Source organism: Stenotrophomonas sp. SBJS02, assembly GCF_020428325.2.
In the GTDB taxonomy this organism is placed as follows: Bacteria; Pseudomonadota; Gammaproteobacteria; order Xanthomonadales; family Xanthomonadaceae; genus Stenotrophomonas; species Stenotrophomonas africana.
The window spans coordinates 3,891,255-3,912,562 of the sequence record NZ_CP109812.1 but is presented as its reverse complement, the minus strand read 5'-3'; the positions used below and the strand labels follow the sequence as shown (position 1 = coordinate 3,912,562).

At 66.1% G+C, this 21,308-nt stretch carries 14 protein-coding genes and 2 pseudogenes; 13 read left to right on the top strand and 3 right to left on the bottom strand.

Annotated elements, in window-relative coordinates; all coding sequences use genetic code 11:
* Positions 1-238: 238 nt before the first annotated feature.
* Genes FQS62_RS18055 through fdnG form a run of 3 tightly spaced genes read right to left on the bottom strand, consistent with a single transcriptional unit; the run spans position 239 to position 4,879 of the window.
* Positions 239-886, bottom strand: a complete 648-nt coding sequence (locus tag FQS62_RS18055) for a formate dehydrogenase subunit gamma (protein ID WP_049448818.1) — start codon at positions 884-886, stop codon at positions 239-241.
* The gene (gene fdxH / locus FQS62_RS18050; protein WP_049448816.1) at positions 883-1,800 is read right to left on the bottom strand and encodes a formate dehydrogenase subunit beta; all 918 of its coding nucleotides are present in this window, start codon (positions 1,798-1,800) and stop codon (positions 883-885) included. The genes FQS62_RS18055 and fdxH overlap by 4 nt, the downstream gene beginning before the upstream one ends.
* A 10-nt stretch (positions 1,801-1,810) precedes the next feature.
* Positions 1,811-4,879, bottom strand: a complete 3,069-nt coding sequence (gene fdnG, locus FQS62_RS18045) for a formate dehydrogenase-N subunit alpha (RefSeq protein WP_208042862.1) — start codon at positions 4,877-4,879, stop codon at positions 1,811-1,813.
* A gap of 290 nt (positions 4,880-5,169) precedes the next feature.
* Between fdnG and gmk the strand changes: the two genes are divergently transcribed.
* From gmk to FQS62_RS17975, 13 genes and pseudogenes are all read left to right on the top strand, one after another.
* The gene (gene gmk, locus FQS62_RS18040) at positions 5,170-5,835 is read left to right on the top strand and encodes a guanylate kinase (RefSeq protein WP_014038334.1); all 666 of its coding nucleotides are present in this window, start codon (positions 5,170-5,172) and stop codon (positions 5,833-5,835) included.
* A 110-nt stretch (positions 5,836-5,945) separates the two neighbouring features.
* The gene (rpoZ, locus tag FQS62_RS18035; protein ID WP_005410877.1) at positions 5,946-6,245 is read left to right on the top strand and encodes a DNA-directed RNA polymerase subunit omega; all 300 of its coding nucleotides are present in this window, start codon (positions 5,946-5,948) and stop codon (positions 6,243-6,245) included.
* 106 nt (positions 6,246-6,351) lie between these two features.
* A pseudogene (locus FQS62_RS18030) lies at positions 6,352-8,502 on the top strand (bifunctional (p)ppGpp synthetase/guanosine-3',5'-bis(diphosphate) 3'-pyrophosphohydrolase); the annotation flags it as partial.
* A gap of 62 nt (positions 8,503-8,564) precedes the next feature.
* Entirely contained in the window at positions 8,565-8,951 is a 387-nt protein-coding gene (locus FQS62_RS18025) for a RidA family protein (protein ID WP_005410875.1), read from the top strand.
* 7 nt (positions 8,952-8,958) lie between these two features.
* Positions 8,959-11,070: an ATP-dependent DNA helicase RecG gene (gene recG, locus FQS62_RS18020; RefSeq protein ID WP_088480031.1), complete on the top strand. Its 2,112-nt coding sequence runs from the start codon at positions 8,959-8,961 to the stop codon at positions 11,068-11,070.
* A 500-nt stretch (positions 11,071-11,570) separates the two neighbouring features.
* Positions 11,571-12,509, top strand: coding sequence for a nucleoside hydrolase (locus FQS62_RS18015; RefSeq protein WP_049444618.1), 939 nt, complete (start codon positions 11,571-11,573; stop codon positions 12,507-12,509).
* Between the two features lie 88 nt (positions 12,510-12,597).
* On the top strand, positions 12,598-12,840 hold the full coding sequence (locus FQS62_RS18010) for a type B 50S ribosomal protein L31 (RefSeq protein WP_005410871.1): 243 nt from the start codon (positions 12,598-12,600) through the stop codon (positions 12,838-12,840).
* A gap of 296 nt (positions 12,841-13,136) precedes the next feature.
* A complete protein-coding gene (locus tag FQS62_RS18005; RefSeq protein WP_208044042.1) occupies positions 13,137-14,414 on the top strand; it encodes a citrate synthase in 1,278 nt (425 codons plus the stop codon).
* A gap of 290 nt (positions 14,415-14,704) precedes the next feature.
* Positions 14,705-15,804 (top strand): annotated as a pseudogene (locus tag FQS62_RS18000) (hypothetical protein).
* A gap of 377 nt (positions 15,805-16,181) precedes the next feature.
* The gene (locus tag FQS62_RS17990; protein ID WP_046984294.1) at positions 16,182-16,688 is read left to right on the top strand and encodes a CS1 type fimbrial major subunit; all 507 of its coding nucleotides are present in this window, start codon (positions 16,182-16,184) and stop codon (positions 16,686-16,688) included.
* 48 nt (positions 16,689-16,736) lie between these two features.
* On the top strand, positions 16,737-19,460 hold the full coding sequence (locus FQS62_RS17985; RefSeq protein WP_208044040.1) for a TcfC E-set like domain-containing protein: 2,724 nt from the start codon (positions 16,737-16,739) through the stop codon (positions 19,458-19,460).
* 20 nt (positions 19,461-19,480) lie between these two features.
* Positions 19,481-20,587 carry a CblD like pilus biogenesis initiator family protein gene (locus tag FQS62_RS17980; protein ID WP_208044044.1) on the top strand — a complete coding sequence of 369 codons (1,107 nt, stop codon included), beginning with the start codon at positions 19,481-19,483 and terminating at the stop codon, positions 20,585-20,587.
* 19 nt (positions 20,588-20,606) lie between these two features.
* The gene (locus FQS62_RS17975; protein ID WP_208044039.1) at positions 20,607-21,305 is read left to right on the top strand and encodes a pilus assembly protein; all 699 of its coding nucleotides are present in this window, start codon (positions 20,607-20,609) and stop codon (positions 21,303-21,305) included.
* The last annotated feature ends 3 nt before the right edge of the window (positions 21,306-21,308 follow it).

Below are 21,308 nucleotides of genomic sequence, written 5' to 3'. Positions count from 1 at the left end.
GTGTCGACCAAGGTTGACCCCCACCAAGAGCAGCTCATGCCATTCCGACAGCAGCGGGAAACTGTCGAAGGCGGGGTGGGTCCGGTTGCGGGGGTGTCCGCGGCATGGATGCGGCGGCCAAGCCCCCAAGGACGGGTTTACGGCGTCCCCCGCAACCGGACCCACCCGGCCACCCCTCAGGAAGCCAGCTTTTGACGTTGACGTTGCCTCTGCGGGTGCAGGGCCGCAGGCCCTGCCGCTACCCCTCTTCCCGCCGTCCGCGCAGGATGTCCCGGAACCATTGCCGGTGATGTTTGTACGCCCACCCATAGGTCACCTTGCCCTGGGTCATCGCCCGCACCGAGCCCTTGATCCAGAGCGCTGCGTAGATGTGCACCACGATCGCGCAGATCAGCACCCAGCCGAACAGCGCATGGGCAAGTACCGAGAAGCGGATCACCCCGATCGGGAAGAAGTGGCTGAAATACTGCCGCCAGATCACGAAGCCGGTCAGCAGCAGCGCCGACAGGCAGCCGATGATGGCCCAGAACAGCAGCTTCTGGCCCGCATTGAAACGGCCCACCGGCGGCAGCTTCTCATCCTCGTTGCGCAGCACATCGCGCATGCCGCGCATCCACGCGCGATCGTCAGCGGTCGGCAGATTGTCGCGCCACATGCGGAACGCCAGCAGTGCAAAGCCCACCACCATGGCCAAGCCGATGAACGGATGCAGGATGCGCGTCCACGGTCCACCGCCGAACAGCTGGGTCAGCGGAAACAGGGCAGGGTGGAACAGGGCCAACCCGGACAAGGCGGTCAGCACGAAGCAGATCGCCACGATCCAGTGGTTGATGCGGGTCGGCGCACGGTAGCGGATGATCTGGCGCGGGTGCGGGGCGTACTTCATGGCCGCTGCTCCTCTTCGATCTTCTTCGCCTCGTGTTCGGCTTCCTCTTCTTCCTCGTCATTGACCGTGTTGCGGCCGATGCCGATGTAATGCAGGAACCCGGCGAAGGCGGTGGCGGCGATCGCCAGCACGCCCAGCGGCTTGGCCACGCCCTTCCAGACTTCCACCATCGGGCTGATGCGCGGGTCCTTGGGCAGGTCGGCGTACAGCTCCGGCTTGTCCACGTGCTGCAGCACGTACATCACGTGGGTGCCACCCACGCCCTGCGGGTCGTACAGGCCGGCGTTCTCGTAGCCGCGCGATTTCAGGTCGTCCACGCGTCCGGCCGCGTGCTCGGTCATCGCCTGCTTGCTGCCGAAGGTGATCGCACCGGTCGGGCAGGTCTTCACGCAGGCCGGTTCCTGGCCCACCGCCACCCGGTCCGAGCACAGTGTGCACTTGTAGGCCTTGTGGTCCTTCTTGGAAATGCGCGGCACGTCGAACGGGCAACCGGTCACGCAGTAGCCGCAGCCGATGCAGTTCTCTTCCTGGAAGTCGACGATGCCGTTGGCGTACTGGATGATTGCGCCGGGCGACGGACAGGCCTTCAGGCAGCCCGGATCGCTGCAGTGCATGCAGCCTTCCTTGCGGATCAGCCATTCCAGCTTGCCCTTCTCGTCCTCGTACTCACGGAACTTCATCACCGTCCACGACTGGTCGCTCAGGTCGGGCGGGTTGTCATAGCTGCCAACGCAGCTGCCCACTTCGTCGCGCAGGTCGTTCCACTCCATGCAGGCGACCTGGCAGGCCTTGCAGCCGATGCACTTGCTCACATCGATCAGCTTGGCGACCTGGCCGGTGTGCGCACCACGCGCCTCCGGCGAGGGCGTGGTGGTGGCCGAGCGGCGGATGATGTCCAGGGATTGCAGTGACATGGCGTGTCTCCTACACCTTCTCGACCTTGACCAGGATGCACTTCGATTCGGGCGTCTGCGAGTTGCCGTCTCCGATGGCGTTGGTCAGCGTATTGGCGATGTATCCGGGCTTGGCCGCACCGAGGAAACCCCAGTGGATCGGCACGCCCACCTGGTGCACGGTCCGGCCATCGATCTGCAGGGCCTTGATGCGCTTGGTCACCATGGCCACCGCTTCGATGTGGCCGCGCTTGGAACTGACGCGCACGCGGCTGCCGTTGTTGATGCCCAGCTCGTCGGCCAAGGCCGCGCCGATCTCGACGAACTGCTCGGGCTGGATGATGGCATTCAACTTGCCGTGCTTGGTCCAGAAGTGGAAATGCTCGGTCAGGCGGTAGGTGGTGGCCACATGCGGGAACTCGTCCGGCGAACCGATCTGTGCACGGTCGCTGGCGAACACGCGTGCTGCCGGATTGTTCAGCGTCAGTGCCTGGCCGGGGCTGAGCGGATTGCTGCGCAGCGGGGTATCGAAGGGCTCGTAGTGTTCCGGGAACGGGCCTTCGGCCATGCCGGCCTTGGCGAAGAAGCGGGCGATGCCCTCCGGGTTCATGATGAACGGTCCCATGCCGCCGGCGGGATCTTCGTCGGCCTTGAAGTCCGGCACGTCCACGCTGCCCCAGTTCTTGCCGTTCCAGGCCAGCAGCGTGCGGCGGGGATCGAACGGCTGGCCGGCCACGTCGCACGAGGCGCGGTTGTACATCACCCGGCGGTTGGCCGGCCACGCCCAGGCCCAGCCCAGCGTGTTGCCGATGCCGGTGGGGTCGCTGTTGTCGCGCCGCGCCATCATGTTGCCGGTCGGGCCCCAGGCGCCGATATAGATCCAGCAGCCGGAGGCGGTGCTGCCGTCGTCGCGCAGGTCGCCGAATGCGGCCAGCTGCTCGCCGGCCTTGCGCACCAGCTTGGTCGGGTCCTTCGGATCGAACACGTCGGCCAGCGCCTTGCCGTTGTATTCCATCGCCAGTTCTTCCGGCGTCGGCAGCTCCGGATTGGAATACTTCCACGCCAGGTCGCGCACCGGCTCCCACCACGCACCGCCGTCCTTCTCGTACATCGCTTTGATGCGATGGAACAGCTCGGACATGATCTCGATGTCGCTGCGCGCTTCGCCCGGCGGATTGGCACCCTTCCAGTGCCACTGCAGCCAGCGCGACGAGTTCACCACGGCGCCGTTTTCCTCGGCGAATGACGTGGTCGGCAGGCGGAACACCTCGGTCTGGATCGTGCTCGGGTCGACATCGTTCAACGCACCGTGGTTCTGCCAGAAGGCGATGGTCTCGGTTTCCAGCGGGTCCATGCTGACCATGAACTTCAGCTTGGAGAACGCGCTGATCAGCTTGCCCTTGTTTGGCGCCGAGGCCAGCGGATTGAAGCCCTGGCAGATGTAGCCATGGATCTTGCCTTCATTCATCAGCTCGTACGCCTGCAGCATGTCGTACGGCTTGTCGAGCTTGGGCAGGTGGTCGAAGCACCAGTTGTTGTCGGCGGTGGCGGCATCGCCCCACCACGACTTCATCAGGCTGACGTGGAACTTCGGGTAGTTCTGCCAGAACGACATCTGGTTGGCGCGCAACGGCTTCTGCGTGCGCTTGGCGATGTAGGCCTCGTAGTCCTGCTCGTCCTGCTTCGGCAGCGTCAGGTAGCCGGGCAACAGGTCGGACATCAGGCCGATGTCGGTCAGGCCCTGGATGTTGGAATGCCCGCGCAAGGCGTTCATGCCACCACCGGCCACGCCGATGTTGCCCAGCAGCAGCTGCACCATGGTCCCGGCACGCACGTTCTGCGCGCCGATCGAGTGCTGCGTCCAGCCCAGCGCGTACAGGATGGTCATCGCCTTGTCCTTGCCGGCGGTGGACGCGATCATGTCCCAGATCTGGCGGATGCTGTCGGCCGGCGTGCCGCAGATGCGTTCGACCATCTCCACGGTGTAGCGCGCGTAGTGCTGCTTGAGCAGGTTGTAGACGCAGCGCGGGTCCTTCAGCGTCGGGTCGCTGCGCACGAAGCCATCGTCACCGTAGGCGTAGTCCCAGCTGGAGCGGTCGTAGCTGCGCTTCTCTTCGTTGTAGCCCGAATACAGGCCGTCCTTGAAGGCGAATTCGTCCTTCACCAGGAACGACATGTCGGTGTAGTTCAGCACGTACTCGTGCTGGATGCGGTCCTCGGTCAACAGGTAGTTGATCAGCCCGCCCAGGAACACGATGTCGGTGCCGGTGCGGATCGGCGCGTACACGTCGGCCACCGCAGCCGAGCGGTTGAAACGCGGATCGACCACGATCAGCCGGGCCTTGTTGTGTGCCTTGGCCTCGGTCACCCATTTGAACCCGCACGGGTGCGCCTCGGCGGCATTGCCACCCATGATCAGGATCAGGTCGGCATTCTTGATGTCGACCCAGTGATTCGTCATCGCACCACGGCCTAGCGTCGGGGCAAGACCTGCCACCGTCGGGCCGTGTCAGACACGTGCCTGGTTGTCGAATGCCAGCATGCCGAGGGAGCGGACGACCTTGTGGGTCAGCACCGCGGTTTCATTGCTGGTGGCCGAGGCCGCCAGCATGCCGGTGGTCAGCCAGCGGTTGACCGTCTGCCCGGCTTCGTTCTTCTGCACGAAGTTGGCATCGCGGTCTTCCTTCATCAGCCGCGCGATGCGGTCCAGCGCATCGTCCCAGCTCAGCCGCTTCCACTCGTTCGAGCCCGGCGCGCGGTACTCGGGGTAGAGCAGGCGCGACTTGCTGTGGATGATGTCGGCCAGGCCGGCGCCCTTTGGGCACAGCGTGCCGCGGTTCACCGGATGATCCGGGTCGCCCTCGATATGGAAGATGCTCGGCTCGGCGTTCTTGGCGCCATCGCCGAGGCTGTACATCAGGATGCCGCAGGCCACCGAACAGTAGGTACAGGTGTTGCGGGTCTCGGTCGCACGGGTCAGCTTGTACTGCCTGACCTCCGCGAGCGCGATGCCGGGCGCGAAGCCCATCAATGCCAGACTGGAGCCGACCAGGGTTGTCCCGGTCACTTTCAGGAACTGGCGGCGGCTCATCGATGGCATGCCGTTCTCCTGGGATGGCGGGGAGGCGCTGGCCTCCGGGCTGTCGTTGGGTACGGCCCGGTTATAGCACAGGCCCCCGCACGCCCATGTGGCACAAGGCGCGGCGCCTGCCGGGCGGGCGCGTAACGGGGCCGCTCTGGTAAAGTTGCGTGCCCGCACCCCGGGGAAGCGTCTGCCGGGCCTGGTTCCAGGATGTTCCGCGCAGCCCCCGCCGTCCTGGCGCGATCCTCCGCGCCGGAGCTGGAACATCGAGGAAAAATTTTGCGAAATCAACCCGTTGGATCCCCCGCATGAGCGCCCCGTCGAAGCCGTCGGACGCCGTTGCGCGCGGCACGCTGTACATCGTTGCCGCCCCGTCCGGCGCCGGCAAGAGCAGCATCGTCAATGCCACCCTGGCGCGTGACCCGCAGATCGCCCTGTCGATCTCCTTCACCTCGCGCGCGATGCGTCCGGGTGAAGTGAACGGCCAGCACTACCATTTCGTCAGCGCCGAGAAGTTCGAGGAAATGATCGCCGCAGGCGACTTCTTCGAGCATGCCTGGGTGCACGGCGACTGGAAGGGCACCGCCCGCCAGTCTGTGGAACCGCAGCTGGCCGCCGGGCAGGACGTGCTGCTGGAAATCGACTGGCAGGGCGCGCAGCAGGTGCGCCAGCTGGTGCCGGGCACGGTCACGGTGTTCATCCTGCCGCCGTCCAAGCAGGCCCTGCAGGACCGCATGCGCAAGCGCGGCCAGGACAGCGAGGCGGTCATCGCCCAGCGCCTGGGCGCGGCCCGTGACGAGATGCTGCACTTCAACGAGTTCGACTACGTCATCGTCAACGAGGTGTTCGACACCGCCGTGGACGAGCTGTGCGCCATCTTCACCGCCAGCCGCCTGCGCCGGGAGGCCCAGAAGGTCCGCCACGCCGGCCTGATCCAGGCCCTGTTGACCCCCGATCCGGGCGCAACTGACTGATTCCAAAAGAATCGGGTGGGGGTTGGCTTGATTTTGTCCAGCCCCTGCCAGTACACTCCGTCCCCTTTCCCTCATTCGACTGAGCGGCCGACCGGTCGCCGGGAGCCCGTATGGCCCGCATCACCGTAGAAGATTGCCTGGAAGTCGTTAACAACCGTTTCGAACTGGTCATGATGGCTTCCAAGCGTGCCCGCCAGCTCGCCAACGGCGTGCAGGCCACGCTGGACAACAGCGAGACCGAGGACAAGCCGACCGTGCTGGCGCTGCGCGAAATCGCCGCCCGCAAGATCGACAACGCGCTGATCGACGAAGTCGAGAAGGCCGAGCGTGAGCGCGCCGAGCGTGAAGCGCTGGAGTGGGCTGCCGCGGAAGTGGTCGCCGACGAAGACATGTCCAAGAACGACGATTGATCGCATCGATCAACGTAATCGTTGGATGTGCCGAACAGCCCGCCCCGTGCGGGCTGTTTCGCATTCAGGATTTGCCGTAAACGTCGCGCTGGAATAGGCTTCGGGCATGAACCCAGGCCCCACTGCCAAGGTCGCCGCAGCCCCCGCTGCCGCCGTACCCGACTACGTCCTCCAGCTTGAACGCGCCGCCCATTACCTGCCGCCGGAACAGCTGCCGCTGTTGCGCCGCGCCTGGGAAGTCGGAGCCGCCGCGCACGCCGGGCAGACGCGCAAGTCGGGCGAGCCCTATATCACCCATCCGGTGGCCGTGGCCCAGGTGCTGGCTGAGCTGGGCCTGGACGTGGAAGCGCTGATCGCCGCGATCCTGCACGACACCATCGAAGACACCCCGCTGACCCGTGAGGCGCTGGCCGCCGAGTTCGGCGAAGCCGTGGCCGAACTGGTCGACGGCGTGACCAAGCTGGACAAGCTGAAGTTCCGCGACCGCCAGGAAGCGGCCGCCGAGAGCTTCCGCAAGATGCTGCTGGCGATGTCGCGCGACCTGCGCGTGATCATGATCAAGCTGGCTGACCGCCTGCACAACATGCGCACGCTGGGCGCGCAGAGCCGCGAAGCGCGCGGCCGCATCGCCCGCGAGACGCTGGAGATCTACGCGCCCATCGCCCAGCGCCTGGGCATGAGCCTGGTCAAGAGCGAGCTGCAGAACCTGGGCTTCAAGGCGCTGTACCCGTGGCGCCACGCCATCATCGAAAAACACATCCGCAGCCAGCCGGTGGTGCGCCGCGAAGCGATGGCGCAGGTGGAAGTGCAGCTGTCGCAGCGGCTGGCGAAAGAGGGCATCGAGCACCGCCTGGTCAGCCGCATCAAGACCCCGTGGAGCATCTACAACAAGATGCGCGACGAGAACAAGTCCTTCGACCAGGTGATGGACGTGTTCGGCTTCCGCCTGGTCGTGCGCAGCGTGCCCAGCTGTTACCACGCGCTGGGTTCGGTGCACGCCACGTTCAAACCCTTGGATGGCCGCTTCCGCGATTTCATCGCCATTCCCAAGGCCAACGGTTACCAGTCGCTGCACACCGTGCTGTTCGGGCCCTACGGCTCGCCGATCGAAGTGCAGATCCGTACCGAGGAAATGGACCTGATCGCCGAACGCGGCGTGGCCGCGCACTGGACCTACAAGTTCGGTGGCGATTCGCCCAACAGCGCGCAGAGCCGCGCCCACGCCTGGATCGTCGAACTGATCGACTCGCAGCGCGCTGCCGGTTCGTCGCTGGAGTTCCTCGACAACGTCAAGGTCGACCTGTTCCCGGACGAGGTCTATCTGTTCACGCCGAAGGGCAAGATCCTGGCCCTGCCGCGCAATTCCACAGCGCTCGATTTCGCCTACGCCGTGCATACCGATGTCGGCAACATGGCGGTGGCCTCGCGCGTGGACAAGAAACTGGTGCCACTGCGCACCAAGCTGGTGTCGGGGCAGTCGGTGGAGATCATCACCGCCCGCTCGGCCACGCCGAAACCGCAGTGGCTGGAATTCGTGGTCACCAGCAAGGCGCGCACCGCCATCCGCCACCAGCTCAAGCAGCTGGAGCACGAAGACGCCGTGCAGCTGGGCCACCGCATGCTCGACCGTGCGCTGGAAGCGATGGATTCGTCGCTGGAGCGGCTGCCGAAGGGACGCCTGGATGCGTTCCTCACCGAGCATCGTTTCCCGCGCCTGGAGGCGCTGCTGGCCGAGGTCGCGCTGGGCAACTGGATGCCGACCCAGGCCGCGCAGGCACTGATGGCCTACGCCGAACTGCGTGGCGGCCCGCATTCGCGCCACCATTCGCAGGAAAAGATCCTGATCAACGGCAGCGAGCGCGGCGTGGTCACCTTCGCCGGCTGCTGCCAGCCGATTCCCGGCGACGAGATCATGGGCTACCACACCGCCGGCAAGGGCATCGTGGTGCACCGCATGGACTGCCCGAACCTGGCCGAGCTGCGCAAGTCGCCCGAGCGCTGGGTGCCGATCGGCTGGGATACCACCGTCTCCGGCGACTACGACACCTCGCTGGTGGTGGAAGTGGAGAACGGCACCGGCGTGCTGGCGCAGCTGGCCGCCGCCATTGCGCAGAGCCATTCCAACATCGAGCGCGTGGACTACCTGGACCGCGACTTCAACGCCGCCGTGCTGGCGTTCAACATCCAGGTGCGCGACCGCAACCACTTGGCCGAGGTGATGCGCCGCCTGCGCCGCCTGTCGGTCGTGCAAGCGGTGCGCCGGCACTACCGGGTTGCTACAATCACCGCTCTGTTTTCCCCCAAGCACCGGAGCGACCCATGTCCCGCCAGATCATCAACACCGAAAAGGCTCCCGCCGCCATCGGCCCGTACTCGCAGGCCGTGCGCGCCGGCAACACCGTGTACTTCTCCGGCCAGATCCCGCTCGACCCGGCCACCGGCGACATCGTCGGCGCCGGTGACGTCGAAGCGCAGGCCCGCCGCGCCTTTGACAACCTCAAGGCTGTGGCTGAAGCCGCTGGCGGCTCGCTGGACAAGGTCGTGCGCCTCGGCCTGTACCTGACCGATCTGGGCGAGTTCGCCAAGGTCAATGCGGTCATGCAGGACTACTTCCAGGCCCCGTACCCGGCCCGTTCCACCATCGAAGTCTCCGGCCTGCCGAAGGGCGCCAACTTCGAGGTCGACGCGGTGATGGTCATCGACTGACCGCCACGTGGCACGCAAGGCGGCGGTCACCCCGGTCCTGTCACCGTCCGGCGAAGCATCCCTGGCGATGCTCGCGGGCGTGGGTCCGGCCGTGGCCGCCAAACTGCAGGCGCGTGGCCTGGCCACCCTGCAGGATCTCTGGCTTCACCTGCCGCTGCGTTATGAAGACCGGACCCGGCTGACCCGCATCGAAGACCTGCGCAACGGCGTGCCGGCACAGGTGGAAGGGCGGGTGGTCGCGGTCGAGCGCGGCATGCGTTACCGGCCGATGCTGAAAGTGGCTGTGGAAGACGAAGGGCGGGGCACCCTGGTGCTGCGCTTCTTCCACTTCCGCCAGCAGCAGGTCGGCCAGTTCGCGGTCGGCAACCGGCTGCGCTGCTTCGGCACGCCCAAACCGGGCCAGCTCGGCCTGGAAATCGTCCACCCCAGCTACCAGGTACTGGGCCGCAACGACGATCCCGAACTCGGTGACCGCCTCGACCCGGTGTATCCCACCGTCGAAGGCGTCGGCCCGATGACCATGCGCAAGCTGATCGGCCAGGCGCTGGACCGCCTGCCCGAGGAAAGCGCGCTGGAACTGCTGCCCAGCGGCTGGCTCGACGGCCTTGGCCTGCCGTCACTGCGCAGCGCGCTGCTGACCGTACACCGGCCGCCACCGGATGCCGACCTGGCCGCGTTGGCCGCCGGCACTCATCCAGCGCAGCGTCGCCTGGCAATGGAAGAGCTGCTGGCCCACCACCTCAGCCTGCGCCGCCAGCGCATTGCCCTCCAGGCGCACCACGCACCGCCGCTGGCCGGTCCCGGCAAGCTGGCCAAGGCGCTGCTGAATCAGCTGCCGTTTGCGCTGACCGGCGCGCAGGCGCGCGTGTTCAAGCAGATCCGCGAAGACCTGTCGCGGCCCAGCCCGATGTTGCGGCTGGTGCAGGGCGACGTCGGTTCCGGCAAGACCGTGGTCGCCGCGCTGGCCGCGATGCTGGCGGTGGAGCAGGGCAAGCAGGTCGCGTTGGCTGCCCCCACCGAGCTGCTGGCCGAACAGCACCTCAACAACCTGCGCGGGTGGCTGGAGCCGCTCGGCGTGCGTATCGCGTGGCTGGCCGGCAAGGTCACCGGCAAGGCGCGCGCCAGGGTGATGGAGCAGGTCGCCAACGGCGAAGCACAGGTGGTGGTCGGTACCCACGCACTGATGCAGGAGGCGGTGGTGTTCCAGGACCTGGCCCTGGCCATTGTCGACGAGCAGCACCGCTTCGGCGTGCACCAGCGGTTGGCGCTGCGCGACAAGGGCGCAGGCGGCAACAGCGTGCCGCACCAGCTGGTGATGACCGCCACACCGATTCCGCGCACGCTGGCAATGTCCGAGTACGCCGACCTGGATGTGTCGGCCATCGACGAACTGCCGCCGGGCCGCACGCCGGTGCAGACCGTCGCACTCAACAATGACCGTCGCCCGGAATTGATCGAGCGCATCGCACTGGCCTGCCAGGAAGGGCGTCAGGTCTACTGGGTGTGCACGCTCATCGAGGAAAGCGAAGAACTGGATGCCACGCCCGCGCAGGCGACCTACGAATCGCTGCAGGCGCTGCTGCCGGGCGTGCGCGTGGGGCTGGTGCATGGCCGCCTGAAGGCCGCTGAAAAGCTGGCGACGATGGTGGCGTTCAAGGCCGGCGACATCGACCTGCTGGTGGCGACCACCGTGATCGAAGTCGGCGTGGACGTGCCCAACGCCTCACTGATGGTGATCGAGAATGCCGAGCGTCTGGGTCTGGCCCAGCTGCACCAGCTGCGCGGTCGCGTGGGGCGTGGTTCGGCGGTGTCGCGCTGCGTGCTGCTGTACCAGGCGCCGCTCTCGCAGATGGCACGCGAGCGCCTGCAGACCATGCGCGAAACCAACGATGGTTTCGTCATCGCCGAAAAGGATCTGGAGCTGCGCGGTCCCGGCGAACTGCTGGGTACCCGGCAGACCGGCCTGGCCGGTTTCCGCATTGCCGACCTGGCCCGCGATGCCGGCCTGCTGCCCGGCGTGCACGACCTGGCCGAGCGCCTGCTGGACCAGCAACCCACGCTGGCCGATCGTGTGGTGCAGCGCTGGATCGGCACCGCCGTGCGTTACGCCTCGGCCTGATCCCTGTAGAGCCGAGCCCATGCCCGGCTGCCGTTCGCGCTGCGCGCAGAAGTCGAGCATGGCTCGACTCTACAGACATCGCTTTCGATCGTTTCCATGTTCATCCACGCATTGCATGGATGTGTCGACCAAGGTCGACACCCACCAACAGCCGCGAAAAACTGTCGAAGGCGGGGTGGGGCCGGTTGCGGGGGGGTCCGCGGCATGGATGCCGCGGCCAAGCCCCCAAGGGTGAGGGCGCTTTGCTTGCGAAGCATTGCTTCGCAAGCGCCCGAACGCACAGCCGCCAGCGGCTGGGCCGGACCGCGGAGCGGGGTTTACGGCGTCCCCCGCAATCGGACCCACCCCGCCATCCCCCAGGAAACCAGCTTCTGCCGTTGCTCTGGCGTTTGCAGTTGATTCGGCGGGTGCAGGGCGCAGCCCTGCCGAACCCCAACCCCCGTACTTGCAACGGTCATCATCCCGGTCCACACTTCGTTGCCGATCTGAAGACGGCAACGATGACCCACAAGATCCCCCTGTTGATCGACACCGACCCCGGTGTGGACGACGCCCTGGCCCTGCTGATGGCCTTTGCCGATGAACGGCATGACGTGGTCGCCCTGACCATCGCCGCCGGCAATGTCGGCCTGCAGTACACCGTACGCAACGCCCTCAAGCTCTGCGACATCGTCGGCCGCGCCGACGTACCGGTGTTTGCCGGTAGCCCGGATCCGCTGCTGCACCCCTCCGTTGACGCTGCCCACGTGCATGGCCGTGATGGCTACGGCGACGTGGACCTGCCGCCGCCGAGCCGCCAGGCCGAGGCCGAGCACGCTGCGCTGGCCATCCTGCGCCTGTCGCACGAGCACGCCGGCGAACTGATGCTGGTGATGCTTGGCCCGTTGACCAACCTGGCCCTGGCACTGAAGCTGGACCCGACCCTTCCCGAGCGCATCAAGCGCATCGTGGTGATGGGCGGCGCGGTCACCTGCCACGGCAACATCACTCCGGCGGCCGAATTCAACATTGCGTTCGACCCGGAAGCGGCGCACGTGGTGTTCACCTCGTTCAAGCACCTGCTGGTTTCGGACTGGGAGGCCACTGTGGCCCACGGTCTGCCGCTTGAGCAGGCGGAGAAGTGGCTGCAGGCCGATTCCGACCGTGCCCGCTTCTACGAGCTGATCTCGCGCAAGACCCGTGGCCTGTCCGAAGACAGCAAGGGCGGTCGCTGGTACACCGCCGATGCGGTGGCCATGGCCTGGGCGCTGAACCCGGAAGGGCAGCTGCAGGTCGAGTCGCGGCCGCTGAATGTGGAGCTGAACGGTACGTTCAGCCGCGGCGCCACCATCGTCGACTGGAACCGCCAGACCGGCCAGCCGGACAACTGCGATCTGCTGATGGCCTACGACCAGCAGCGTTTCGAGGCCCTGGTGCGCCAGGCCCTGGGTGCGGACTGACGTCGATTGACCGGCACCGGTTGCCCCGGGCGGCAACCGGTGCTTATAATGCCGCTCTTGACCACCAGCCCATTTACGGTGTGAGCCCATGAAGGCCGATATCCATCCGAACTACCGCGACGTCGTCTTCCATGACGTCACCTCCGATTTCAAGATCCTGACCCGCTCGACCATGGCGACGAAGGAAACCATCCAGTGGGAAGACGGCAACGAATACCCGCTGGTCAAGGTTGAAATTTCCTCGGCTTCGCACCCGTTCTATACGGGCAAGCACAAGGTCATCGACACCTCGGGCCGTATCGACAAGTTCCAGAAGCGCTACGCGCGCTGATCTGTCGATCCAGCTTCGAACCGACGGCCGCGCTCTGCGCGGCCGTTTGTTTTTCCCCAACGCCAACCCAACGGGCGTTTGGATGGACGGAACACTGCGTTCGGGTGACAACGCTTTTGCCGATCCGGGCCGCTCAACGGCCGGCGTCTGGCCGCCTGTCGTCTACGACTTCTGTCTAGCGCCGGGCAAATGCTGCTGTGCGATAATGGCGTGATCCCCGGCACAGGCCGAGGACGTCATTCACGTGCCTGACCAATGCGCTTGGGCAGGCGCCTTCCCATGAAGGAGCGCACACAGTGTCCGATCTTGATCAGGTCACGCTCAACGCCGGCGATAAGTCGGTCGTTCTGCCCGTCATCAAACCCACCCTTGGCAACGACTGCGTCGACATCGCGAAGCTGACCAAGGAAACGGGGTACTTCACCTACGATTCCGGTTTCACCGCGACGGCCAGCTGCAAGTCCGCCATCACCTACATCGACGGCGACAAGGGCGTGCTGCTGTACCGCGGCTACCCGATCGAACAGTTGTCGGAAAAGTCGAGCTACGTCGAAGTGGCCTACCTGCTGATCAACGGCGAGCGCCCGAGCGCCGAGCAGCTGAAGGCCTTCACCGACGAGCTGGCTGCTGAAGCCAACGTCGATGAGTCGATCAACACCCTGATCGGCAGCTTCGCCAAGGACGCCCACCCGATGGCCATCCTGGCTGCTGCAATCGCGCAGCTGTCGGCCATCTACCACGCCTCTCTGGACCTGTCCGACGCCGAACAGCGCCGCCAGGCCGCCGTGCGCCTGATCGCCAAGGTGCCGACCCTGTCGGCGCTGATCTACCGCCATGGCAAGGGCCTGCCGGCCAACAAGCCGGACACTTCGCTGGACTACGTCAGCCGCTTCCTGAAGCAGACCTTCGAGTCGGCTGATGGCCAGTACGACCTGAACCCGGACGTGGTCAAGGCGCTGGACCTGCTGTTCATCCTGCACGCCGACCACGAGCAGAACGCCTCGACCTCGACCGTGCGCCTGGTCGGTTCGACCGGTGCCAACCCGTACGCGTCGGTCGCCGCTGGCGTCACCGCGCTGTGGGGTCCGGCCCACGGCGGCGCCAACGAAGCCGTGCTGAAGATGCTGGAAGAGATCGGCAGCGCCGACAACGTCGAGTCCGCCGTGGTCAAGGCCAAGGACAAGACCTCCGGCTTCCGCCTGATGGGCTTCGGCCACCGCGTCTACAAGAACTTCGATCCGCGCGCCAAGGTCATCGGTGAGATGACCAGCAAGGTGCTCAAGCAGCTGGGCGTGCAGGATCCGCTGCTGGACGTGGCCGTCAAGCTGGAACAGGCCGCGCTGCAGGACGAGTACTTCGTCGCCCGCAAGCTGTACCCGAACGTCGATTTCTACAGCGGCATCATCTACAAGGCGCTGCAGATCCCGACCGAGATGTTCACCGTCATGTTCGCCCTAGGCCGCACCTCCGGCTGGGTGTCGCATTGGCTGGAACAGCAGGTCGACCCGGAAATGAAGATCGGCCGTCCGCGCCAGGTCTACACCGGCAGCGACGTGCGCGACTACCAGGGCTGATCGCCCGCGTAGGTTGTGCCGAGAACGCCCCGCATCTGCGGGGCGTTTTTTTTTGCTTCGGCTCTGGTGGATGCCAAGCTTGGTTGGCACGCTTTCGACACTCGGGAAAAATCATCCACGCGTGGCATGGATCTACCGCGTTCCCGCTTTTTGGTAGGTGCCAACCTTGGTTGGCACGCTCTTCACCGCGCCAAGACCGCGTGATTCAAGGGTCTCGCCAGCTTCACAAGCGCTCGCGCAGCCTCAGGACGCCAGCTGCACCCGCAGCACTGATACGGAGCATCCACCCCATGAGTACCCGATTCGATCCACCCGAGCGCGGCCCGCTCGGTCCCGACGTCGCCGCTGTCGTTACCGCACCCATCGTGCCGCCCACCAGCGAAAGCGCAGTGTCCTGGGGCGCGATCCTGGCCGGCGCCGTTGCCGCCGCTGCACTGTCCCTCATCCTGCTCATCCTGGGTGTAGGCCTTGGTCTGTCCTCGGTGTCACCGTGGTCGTTCGAAGGCGTCAGCAAGGAAACCTTCGGCTGGTCCAGCATCATCTGGCTGACCTTCACCGCGCTGGCCGCTTCCGGCCTGGGTGGTTATCTGGCCGGTCGCCTGCGCACCAAGTGGACGCAGCTGCACGGCGATGAAACCTACTTCCGCGACACCGCGCACGGCTTCGTGTCCTGGGCTGTGGCGACTCTGCTCACTGCTGGCCTGTTGACCTCGGCCATCGGTGGCGTGCTGGGCGCCGGCGCAAAGGTTGCCGGTGCGACCGCAGGCGCCGCTGCCACCACTGCCGGTGCTGCCGTGGCCGGAGCTGGCAGCGCTGCTGCAGGCGCACCGGAGAGCGACCTCAACTACTGGGTGGATTCGCTGTTCCGCAGTGCCACCACGGCGGGCCCGGACGCTGCCGGTGCACCTCCGGTTGCGCCGGCAGCGGGCGCAGCGCCGGGTACCAGCCCGATGGACCCTGCCGCACCGCCGCCGCCCCGGCCGCCGCCAGCGTTGGCCCACGTGACGCCCGCACGGCCCCGCCGCCGCCGCGACCGATGCCGGGCAATGGCCCGATGGGCGACCGCCGCGAAGTCCGTGCCGAAGTGAACCGCATCATCGTCAACAGTCTGCAGGGGGATGGCCTGGACCCGGCCGATACCCAGTACCTGTCGCAGCTGATCGCGCGCGAGACGGGCATGAGCCCGGCCGAAGCGCAGGCCCGTGTGACCGACGTGCAGACCCGCATGCGTGCTGCGCTGGAGAAGGCCAAGACCACCGCCAAGCAGGCTGCCGACGATGCCCGCAAGGCAACGGCCTATGCCGCGCTGTGGCTGTTCATCACCCTGCTGATCGGCGCGTTCTTCGCCAGCCTCAGCGCCACCTGGGGCGGCCGTCGCCGCGACCTGTAACCCCCATCTGATGCAAGGAGACCTGCCATGAAAACGCTTCTGCTCTGGTTCCTGGGTGTGCCGATTCCGCTGTTGATCCTGTACGCGATCTTCTTCTAGGCACCGCACCGTTCATCGCATCAGGCCGCCGAACGGCGGCCTGATGCATTTTGGTGTCAGTGCAATGAGGGTTGTTGCAAAGGACTGGTGAGGACAATTGCATAGCCCTCAAACATTGAGCGCCTTCAAGGAATCTCCTTAACACGCATCTATTTAGGAAAGCTTGAATGGCCGCAGGGTAGGGCGCTGCCTACCATTCTCTCCGTCGCCCGCCCCCACGCAGGCGGGTGATGCCTCCGCACTGGAGGCCTCATATCCCACCGTCCGAGAGAGACACCATGAACTCCATCCTGAAGAAGGCCGCGCTCGCTGCAGCGCTGGCCACCGTTTCGCTGTCCGCCAATGCATTCGACGCCGACATCAAGGTCTGGGCCAACGTCGATCCGACCCTGGCCCTGCTCAAGGCCGATGGCACGGCGCTGGATTCGGTGGTCAACATGGTCCACAACCCGGTCAGCGGCCTGGTGCCCTGGTCGCAGCAGGTGCGTATCTACTCCAACGATGAAAGCAAGGACATCGAAGTGCGTGTTGGCAGCACCCCGCAGCTGCTCAACACCGATGGTGGCGGCACGCCGGTGCCGCTGACCGTCAGCCTCAACGGCAGGGCGCTGACCGTGGCGGCGCAGGATTTCACCGCATCCGACCTGTTCGATGGCGCCATGCCCGGTGCGTCGATTCCGATGGCGCTGCGTATCGCGCAGACCAGCCCAGCGCCGATCACCCGCGGTGGCCGCTACGAAGGCATCGTCACCATCGCCATGCAGCAGAAGACCACCAGCCCGTAAGGCACTCGCGCCGGCCCGCTTGCCGGGCCGGCTGCATCCGGTAATCCCATGAATGCTCCCGCCCCCGCCGTCACCCGGCTGGCGGTCGCGCTCGCCCTGTCGCTGGCCACTCCCCTGGTCGCGGCGCGCGGCGTTCCCGCCGGTTTCGAGGATCTGGTCGAAGGCCAGACCGAACAACTGGAGATCCGACTGTTCGGTCGTTCGACCGGGCTGGTGCCGGTGCGCGTGACCCTGGAACACGTGCAGCTGGAAACCCCGGCCGAAGCGCTGCAGGCATTGCAGCTGTCCGCCGAAGCGCAGGCTGCGCTGCTGCCGGCGTTGTCGAAGCCGCTGCCGCGCAACAGTCATCTGGCGTGCCGTTACGGCGGTGCCAGTGCCGGTTGCGGGTACATCGATCCTCCCCAGGAGCCCACTGCCGTGCGCGCGCTGTATGACGAAGGCGAGGGCGCCGTGCGCCTGTTTGTCGCCCGCCAATGGATCCCCGGCGAGCCGGCCGCCGAGCGCTACCACCAGGTCAGCGCCAATGCCGAGAACGCCTTCCTGCACCAGCACACCTTCAATGTCAGCGGTGGCCGGGGCTACCAGGCGCTGGCCGCGCAAGGCATGGGCGCACTGGGCGTGTTCCAGCGCGGGCACCTGTCCGCCGACTGGACCTTCAGCCAGCAGCACTACCGCGGCGGCCTTGCCAGCCGCCGTTTCCAGCTCGACAACGCCTACTACCGCCATGACCTGGGCCAGCAGCACTACCTGCAGGCCGGGCGCATGGACCGCCGCAACCTGAGCAGCCCGCAGGGCGGCACCTTCAGTTTCAGCATGCTGCCGATGGATCGCTTCCAGGGCCTGCGGTTGGGCACCACGCAGGCCTACGTGGACTCCGCCGCCGCCGTGCAGGCCACGCCCCTCACCGTGCTGCTGGCGCGCGATGCGCGTGTGGATGCGTTCGATGGCGAGCGCCTGTTGCAGACCTTCTACCTGCAGGCAGGCATCAACCAGCTCGATACGCGCCGGTTCCCCATGGGCAACTACACCGTCAGCCTGCGCATCTACGAAGACGGCGTGCTGGTACGCAACGAGGACGCGCCGTTCGACAAGGGCGGTGACTGGACCGACAGCAGCGTGCAGTGGTTCCTGCAGGGCGGCCGCCGCAACGAGCGCCGCAGCGACCGCTTTGACGACGAACTGGCGGCCATGGGCGGCCTGCGCGTGCCGATGGGGCGCAACGTGGCCATGACCGCTGGCATCGCCGACGTGGGCGGTTTCAGCTACGGCGAACTGCGGGTGGACCTGCGCCATGTGTTTGCCACCCAGGAAGTCCGCGCCACCTTCAGTGGCATGCACGGCAGCGATGGCAGCCGTGGCCAGCAGCATCAGGTTTCCTACCGTCGCCGCGCTTCGTGGAATGTGTACCACCAGCGCATGCGCGGCCGTGCCTGCCAGTTCGAGGATGACGCGCGCGACCGGCTCGGCTGCGCCGATTCGCTCAGCGCCTCGATGGCGCTGCCGGTGGCCGGCGGCAACGCCTACGTGGCCTATACGCGCCGCCAGACCTGGCGTGCAGGCACCGTGCGGCCGGGGCTGGATGATGATCCGCTGGCCGGACTTGACCCGCTGCTGCCGCCGTGGATGCCACAGCCCACGCGCATACCGCAGCTCAGCCGCACCTGGCAGGCCAGCTACAGCCGCAGCCAGCGCTGGGGCGAGTTCAGTGTCTCCAGCCGCATCGGCGTGTGGCAGCAGACCAGCGGCGGTGGACTGCGCGATGGACGTGACCGCGGCATCTACCTCAATTTCAGCCTCAACCGCCTGCAGCACGATGACCGCGGCAGTTCGCAGCGACGCTATGGCGTGGACGTGCGGCAACCACAGCATGCGCGGCCGGACATCAACTACAGCGCCGGGCAGACGCTGCGCCAGGAATACGAGGATCAGTACCGCGAGGTATCGGGCGAACTGCGCGGCAACAACAACGAGCGCTACAGCGCCACGCTGAGTACCCAGCTGCAGAACCGCATCGGCCAGACCGGTGCCACGGTGTCGCGCTACCAGCACCAGGGTGGCAACGAAGTGGCGTACAGCGCCACGCACAGTTCCGGCCTGGCCATCGGCAAGCGCGGCGTGTACTGGGGCGCTGGCGTTGGCGCCGACGCGGGGCTGGCGGTGCAGGTGGATGACACCGACGACCTGGACCTGACCGGCGTTGCCGCCGAGCTGCAGGTGGGCGGGCTGCGCCGGCAGCGACTGAAGCTGGGCGAGCGCCGGCTGCTGCCGATATCCGCCTACCAGTCGCACCGCGCTGAAGTGCAGGACGCCAGCGCCCTGGACAGTATCGCCGCCGTGCGCGTGAGCGGTGTGGGCGGCGCGCGTCCGTTGTTTCTGTCACCGGGCCGGCTGGTGCGCATGCCGGTGCCGATTGAAGTGACCTACACCTTCATCGGCAACGCCCAGGACATCGCCGGCGCACCGCTGCGCGGTGCCCGCATTCTCAACGCGCCGGTGCCCGGCACCGGCAGCAATGGAGGTTTCGTGGCCGACTTCCCACGACGCGAGAAGACCCTGTACCTGCTGCAGGACGACCGGTTGCTGCACTGCCCGCTGCAGGTGCGCGAGCGCCGCAGCGTGGTGATGCTGGTAGGCGCCGTGCAGTGCGAGCCGCTGGCCGTGGCCCAGCTGCCGGCCGACATCCGCCACCAGGCACGGGTGGTGCGGTTGCTGCAGGAGCAGGCGCTGATCGCCGCCACGCCACAGACCGCAGCAGCGGGGGGTGCGAAGTGAGCCGTCGGTTGTGGTGGGTGATGGCGGTGTTGTGTGGGCTGGTGGTGTTGGTGCCGAGGGCGATGGCGCAACAGCCGCCGGAGACGCATCCGTCGAGCGAGCACCGGGACATCGTGATGAGTTGGGATCGCTCTGCGATGCCAGGAGATATCGAGTTGTGGGCGCCGAGGACTGTGCTGGGCTATGAACTGCTTGGGACGCTTGACTACGGAAGGTTGTATCTGACCTGCAGATCAAGCAGTGACTCGGCACAGGGGAAATGTCCGGTCAATGACACGCTTGAGAATGCGACAAGCATCAAGAGTGTTATTCCGCTTCGATTTACCGAACGACGAAGTGGAATGACAGAAGATCTTGATGTGGTAGCAGAGCTGCGTCGAGGCGAAGCAACAACAGCCTGTAGCCTTGATTACTGGGATAGTTTAATTCGCTTGATTTGGTCATCGAGTTTCACGCCCTGCTTCGGGAAACCAGTGGGAACGGCTGTGTCAATGGAGCTGCAAGGAAAGCAGCTTGAGAGGTTGGTTGCAGGGAACTGGACGGCTCAGCTGGCTCTTTCACTGCATACACCATCTCATTTGAATATCGCAACGTATACGTTTGATCTTGCGCTTGCGGTAACAGACAAGAACGCGGTCTCCATCTACTTCCCGCTTTTCGATCAAGTCACCCCGCACGTCGGCCTGAACCTGCAGTACGACCCGATCGCGCAGACCATCGGTGGCCGTACCCAGCTCGACATGTGCCTGTACGACGGGCTTGGCTCGCAGAGCAGCTACCTCGGCGTCACCGTGCGTGACAGCGGCGCGCAACCTCCCGGGCCCTCGGGCTACTCGGTATGGCACGTCGATGGCGGCAGTGATGCCACCCAGCGCGTGGACTACACCGTCACCCTGGATCACAACGGCAGTGCAGTGCCCATGCGCAACGGCGTGGAGCAGCTGCTGCATGGCATCGATACCGCAAGGTTGCGCCTGGTGCTGCTGCCCGGCATGACGCAGCCGGTGTTCTGCGTGCCTACGCCATTGACGCTGGAAACACCGCGCGTGCCGGTCAGCACCAAGCGCCCCGGCTACTACAGCGGCGATCTCAAGGTGGAGCTGCGTGTTCCCACCGTCACGCCCTGAACCCCACATGGAGTCCCCGATGAAACCTCTAGTCCGCTGCCTGCTGCCCCTGTCGCTGCTGATGGCGTTGCCTGCCCATGCCAATCTCACCGTGCACCCCATGCGTACGTCGGTAGACGCGAAGAAAGGCGCACAGATACGCATCTACTCGCAGTCCACCCAACCGCAGTACGTGCAGGCATCTATCAAGCGCATCGTCGACCCGGCGGGGGCAGGTGAACAGGAGGTTGAGGTGGAGCCGAATGAGGCCGCCATCGCCATCACGCCGGGAAAGTTCGCCCTCGCCGGTGGCGGCAACCGGCTGATCCGTGTGATTCCGCTGCAGCCGGTCGAAAAGGAAACGGCATACCGCGTGTACTTCGAGGGCGTGCGCGGCCCCGAACGTGCGGACCCGGCAGGCGAGGGTGAGAGTGCCCAGGCCAATGTCGGCGTCAGCCTGGTCTGGGGCGCACTGGTCAATGTACTGCCCGCGCAATCGACGATGGACGTGCAGGTGGAGGGAAACCAGCTGCGCAACACCGGCACGGTACGCGTGGGCATCACCAGCATCGCTGACTGCGATGGTGCGCGCTGCACCGCACATGACGTCTCGCGCAGCCTGTACCCCGGCAGCGCGCTGGAGCTGCCGTTCCCATTGCAGCCGGGCCACACGCTGCAGCTGCGCTATCGGCTGACCCGCGATGGCTATCGCGAGCACCTGCACAACGTCGCGCTCTGAATG

Bases quoted from the DNA above. Each gene is read 5' to 3' on its own strand.
- FQS62_RS17990 (WP_046984294.1), top strand. From the start codon at position 16,182: ATGAACTCCATCCTGAAGAAGGCCGCGCTCGCTGCAGCGCTGGCCACC.
- FQS62_RS18025 (WP_005410875.1), top strand. From the start codon at position 8,565: ATGTCCCGCCAGATCATCAACACCGAAAAGGCTCCCGCCGCCATCGGC.
- fdxH (WP_049448816.1), bottom strand. From the start codon at position 1,800: ATGTCACTGCAATCCCTGGACATCATCCGCCGCTCGGCCACCACCACG.
- FQS62_RS18055 (WP_049448818.1), bottom strand. From the start codon at position 886: ATGAAGTACGCCCCGCACCCGCGCCAGATCATCCGCTACCGTGCGCCG.
- FQS62_RS17985 (WP_208044040.1), top strand. From the start codon at position 16,737: ATGAATGCTCCCGCCCCCGCCGTCACCCGGCTGGCGGTCGCGCTCGCC.
- FQS62_RS18015 (WP_049444618.1), top strand. From the start codon at position 11,571: ATGACCCACAAGATCCCCCTGTTGATCGACACCGACCCCGGTGTGGAC.
- FQS62_RS17975 (WP_208044039.1), top strand. From the start codon at position 20,607: ATGAAACCTCTAGTCCGCTGCCTGCTGCCCCTGTCGCTGCTGATGGCG.
- FQS62_RS17980 (WP_208044044.1), top strand. From the start codon at position 19,481: ATGGCGGTGTTGTGTGGGCTGGTGGTGTTGGTGCCGAGGGCGATGGCG.
- FQS62_RS18010 (WP_005410871.1), top strand. From the start codon at position 12,598: ATGAAGGCCGATATCCATCCGAACTACCGCGACGTCGTCTTCCATGAC.
- rpoZ (WP_005410877.1), top strand. From the start codon at position 5,946: ATGGCCCGCATCACCGTAGAAGATTGCCTGGAAGTCGTTAACAACCGT.
- gmk (WP_014038334.1), top strand. From the start codon at position 5,170: ATGAGCGCCCCGTCGAAGCCGTCGGACGCCGTTGCGCGCGGCACGCTG.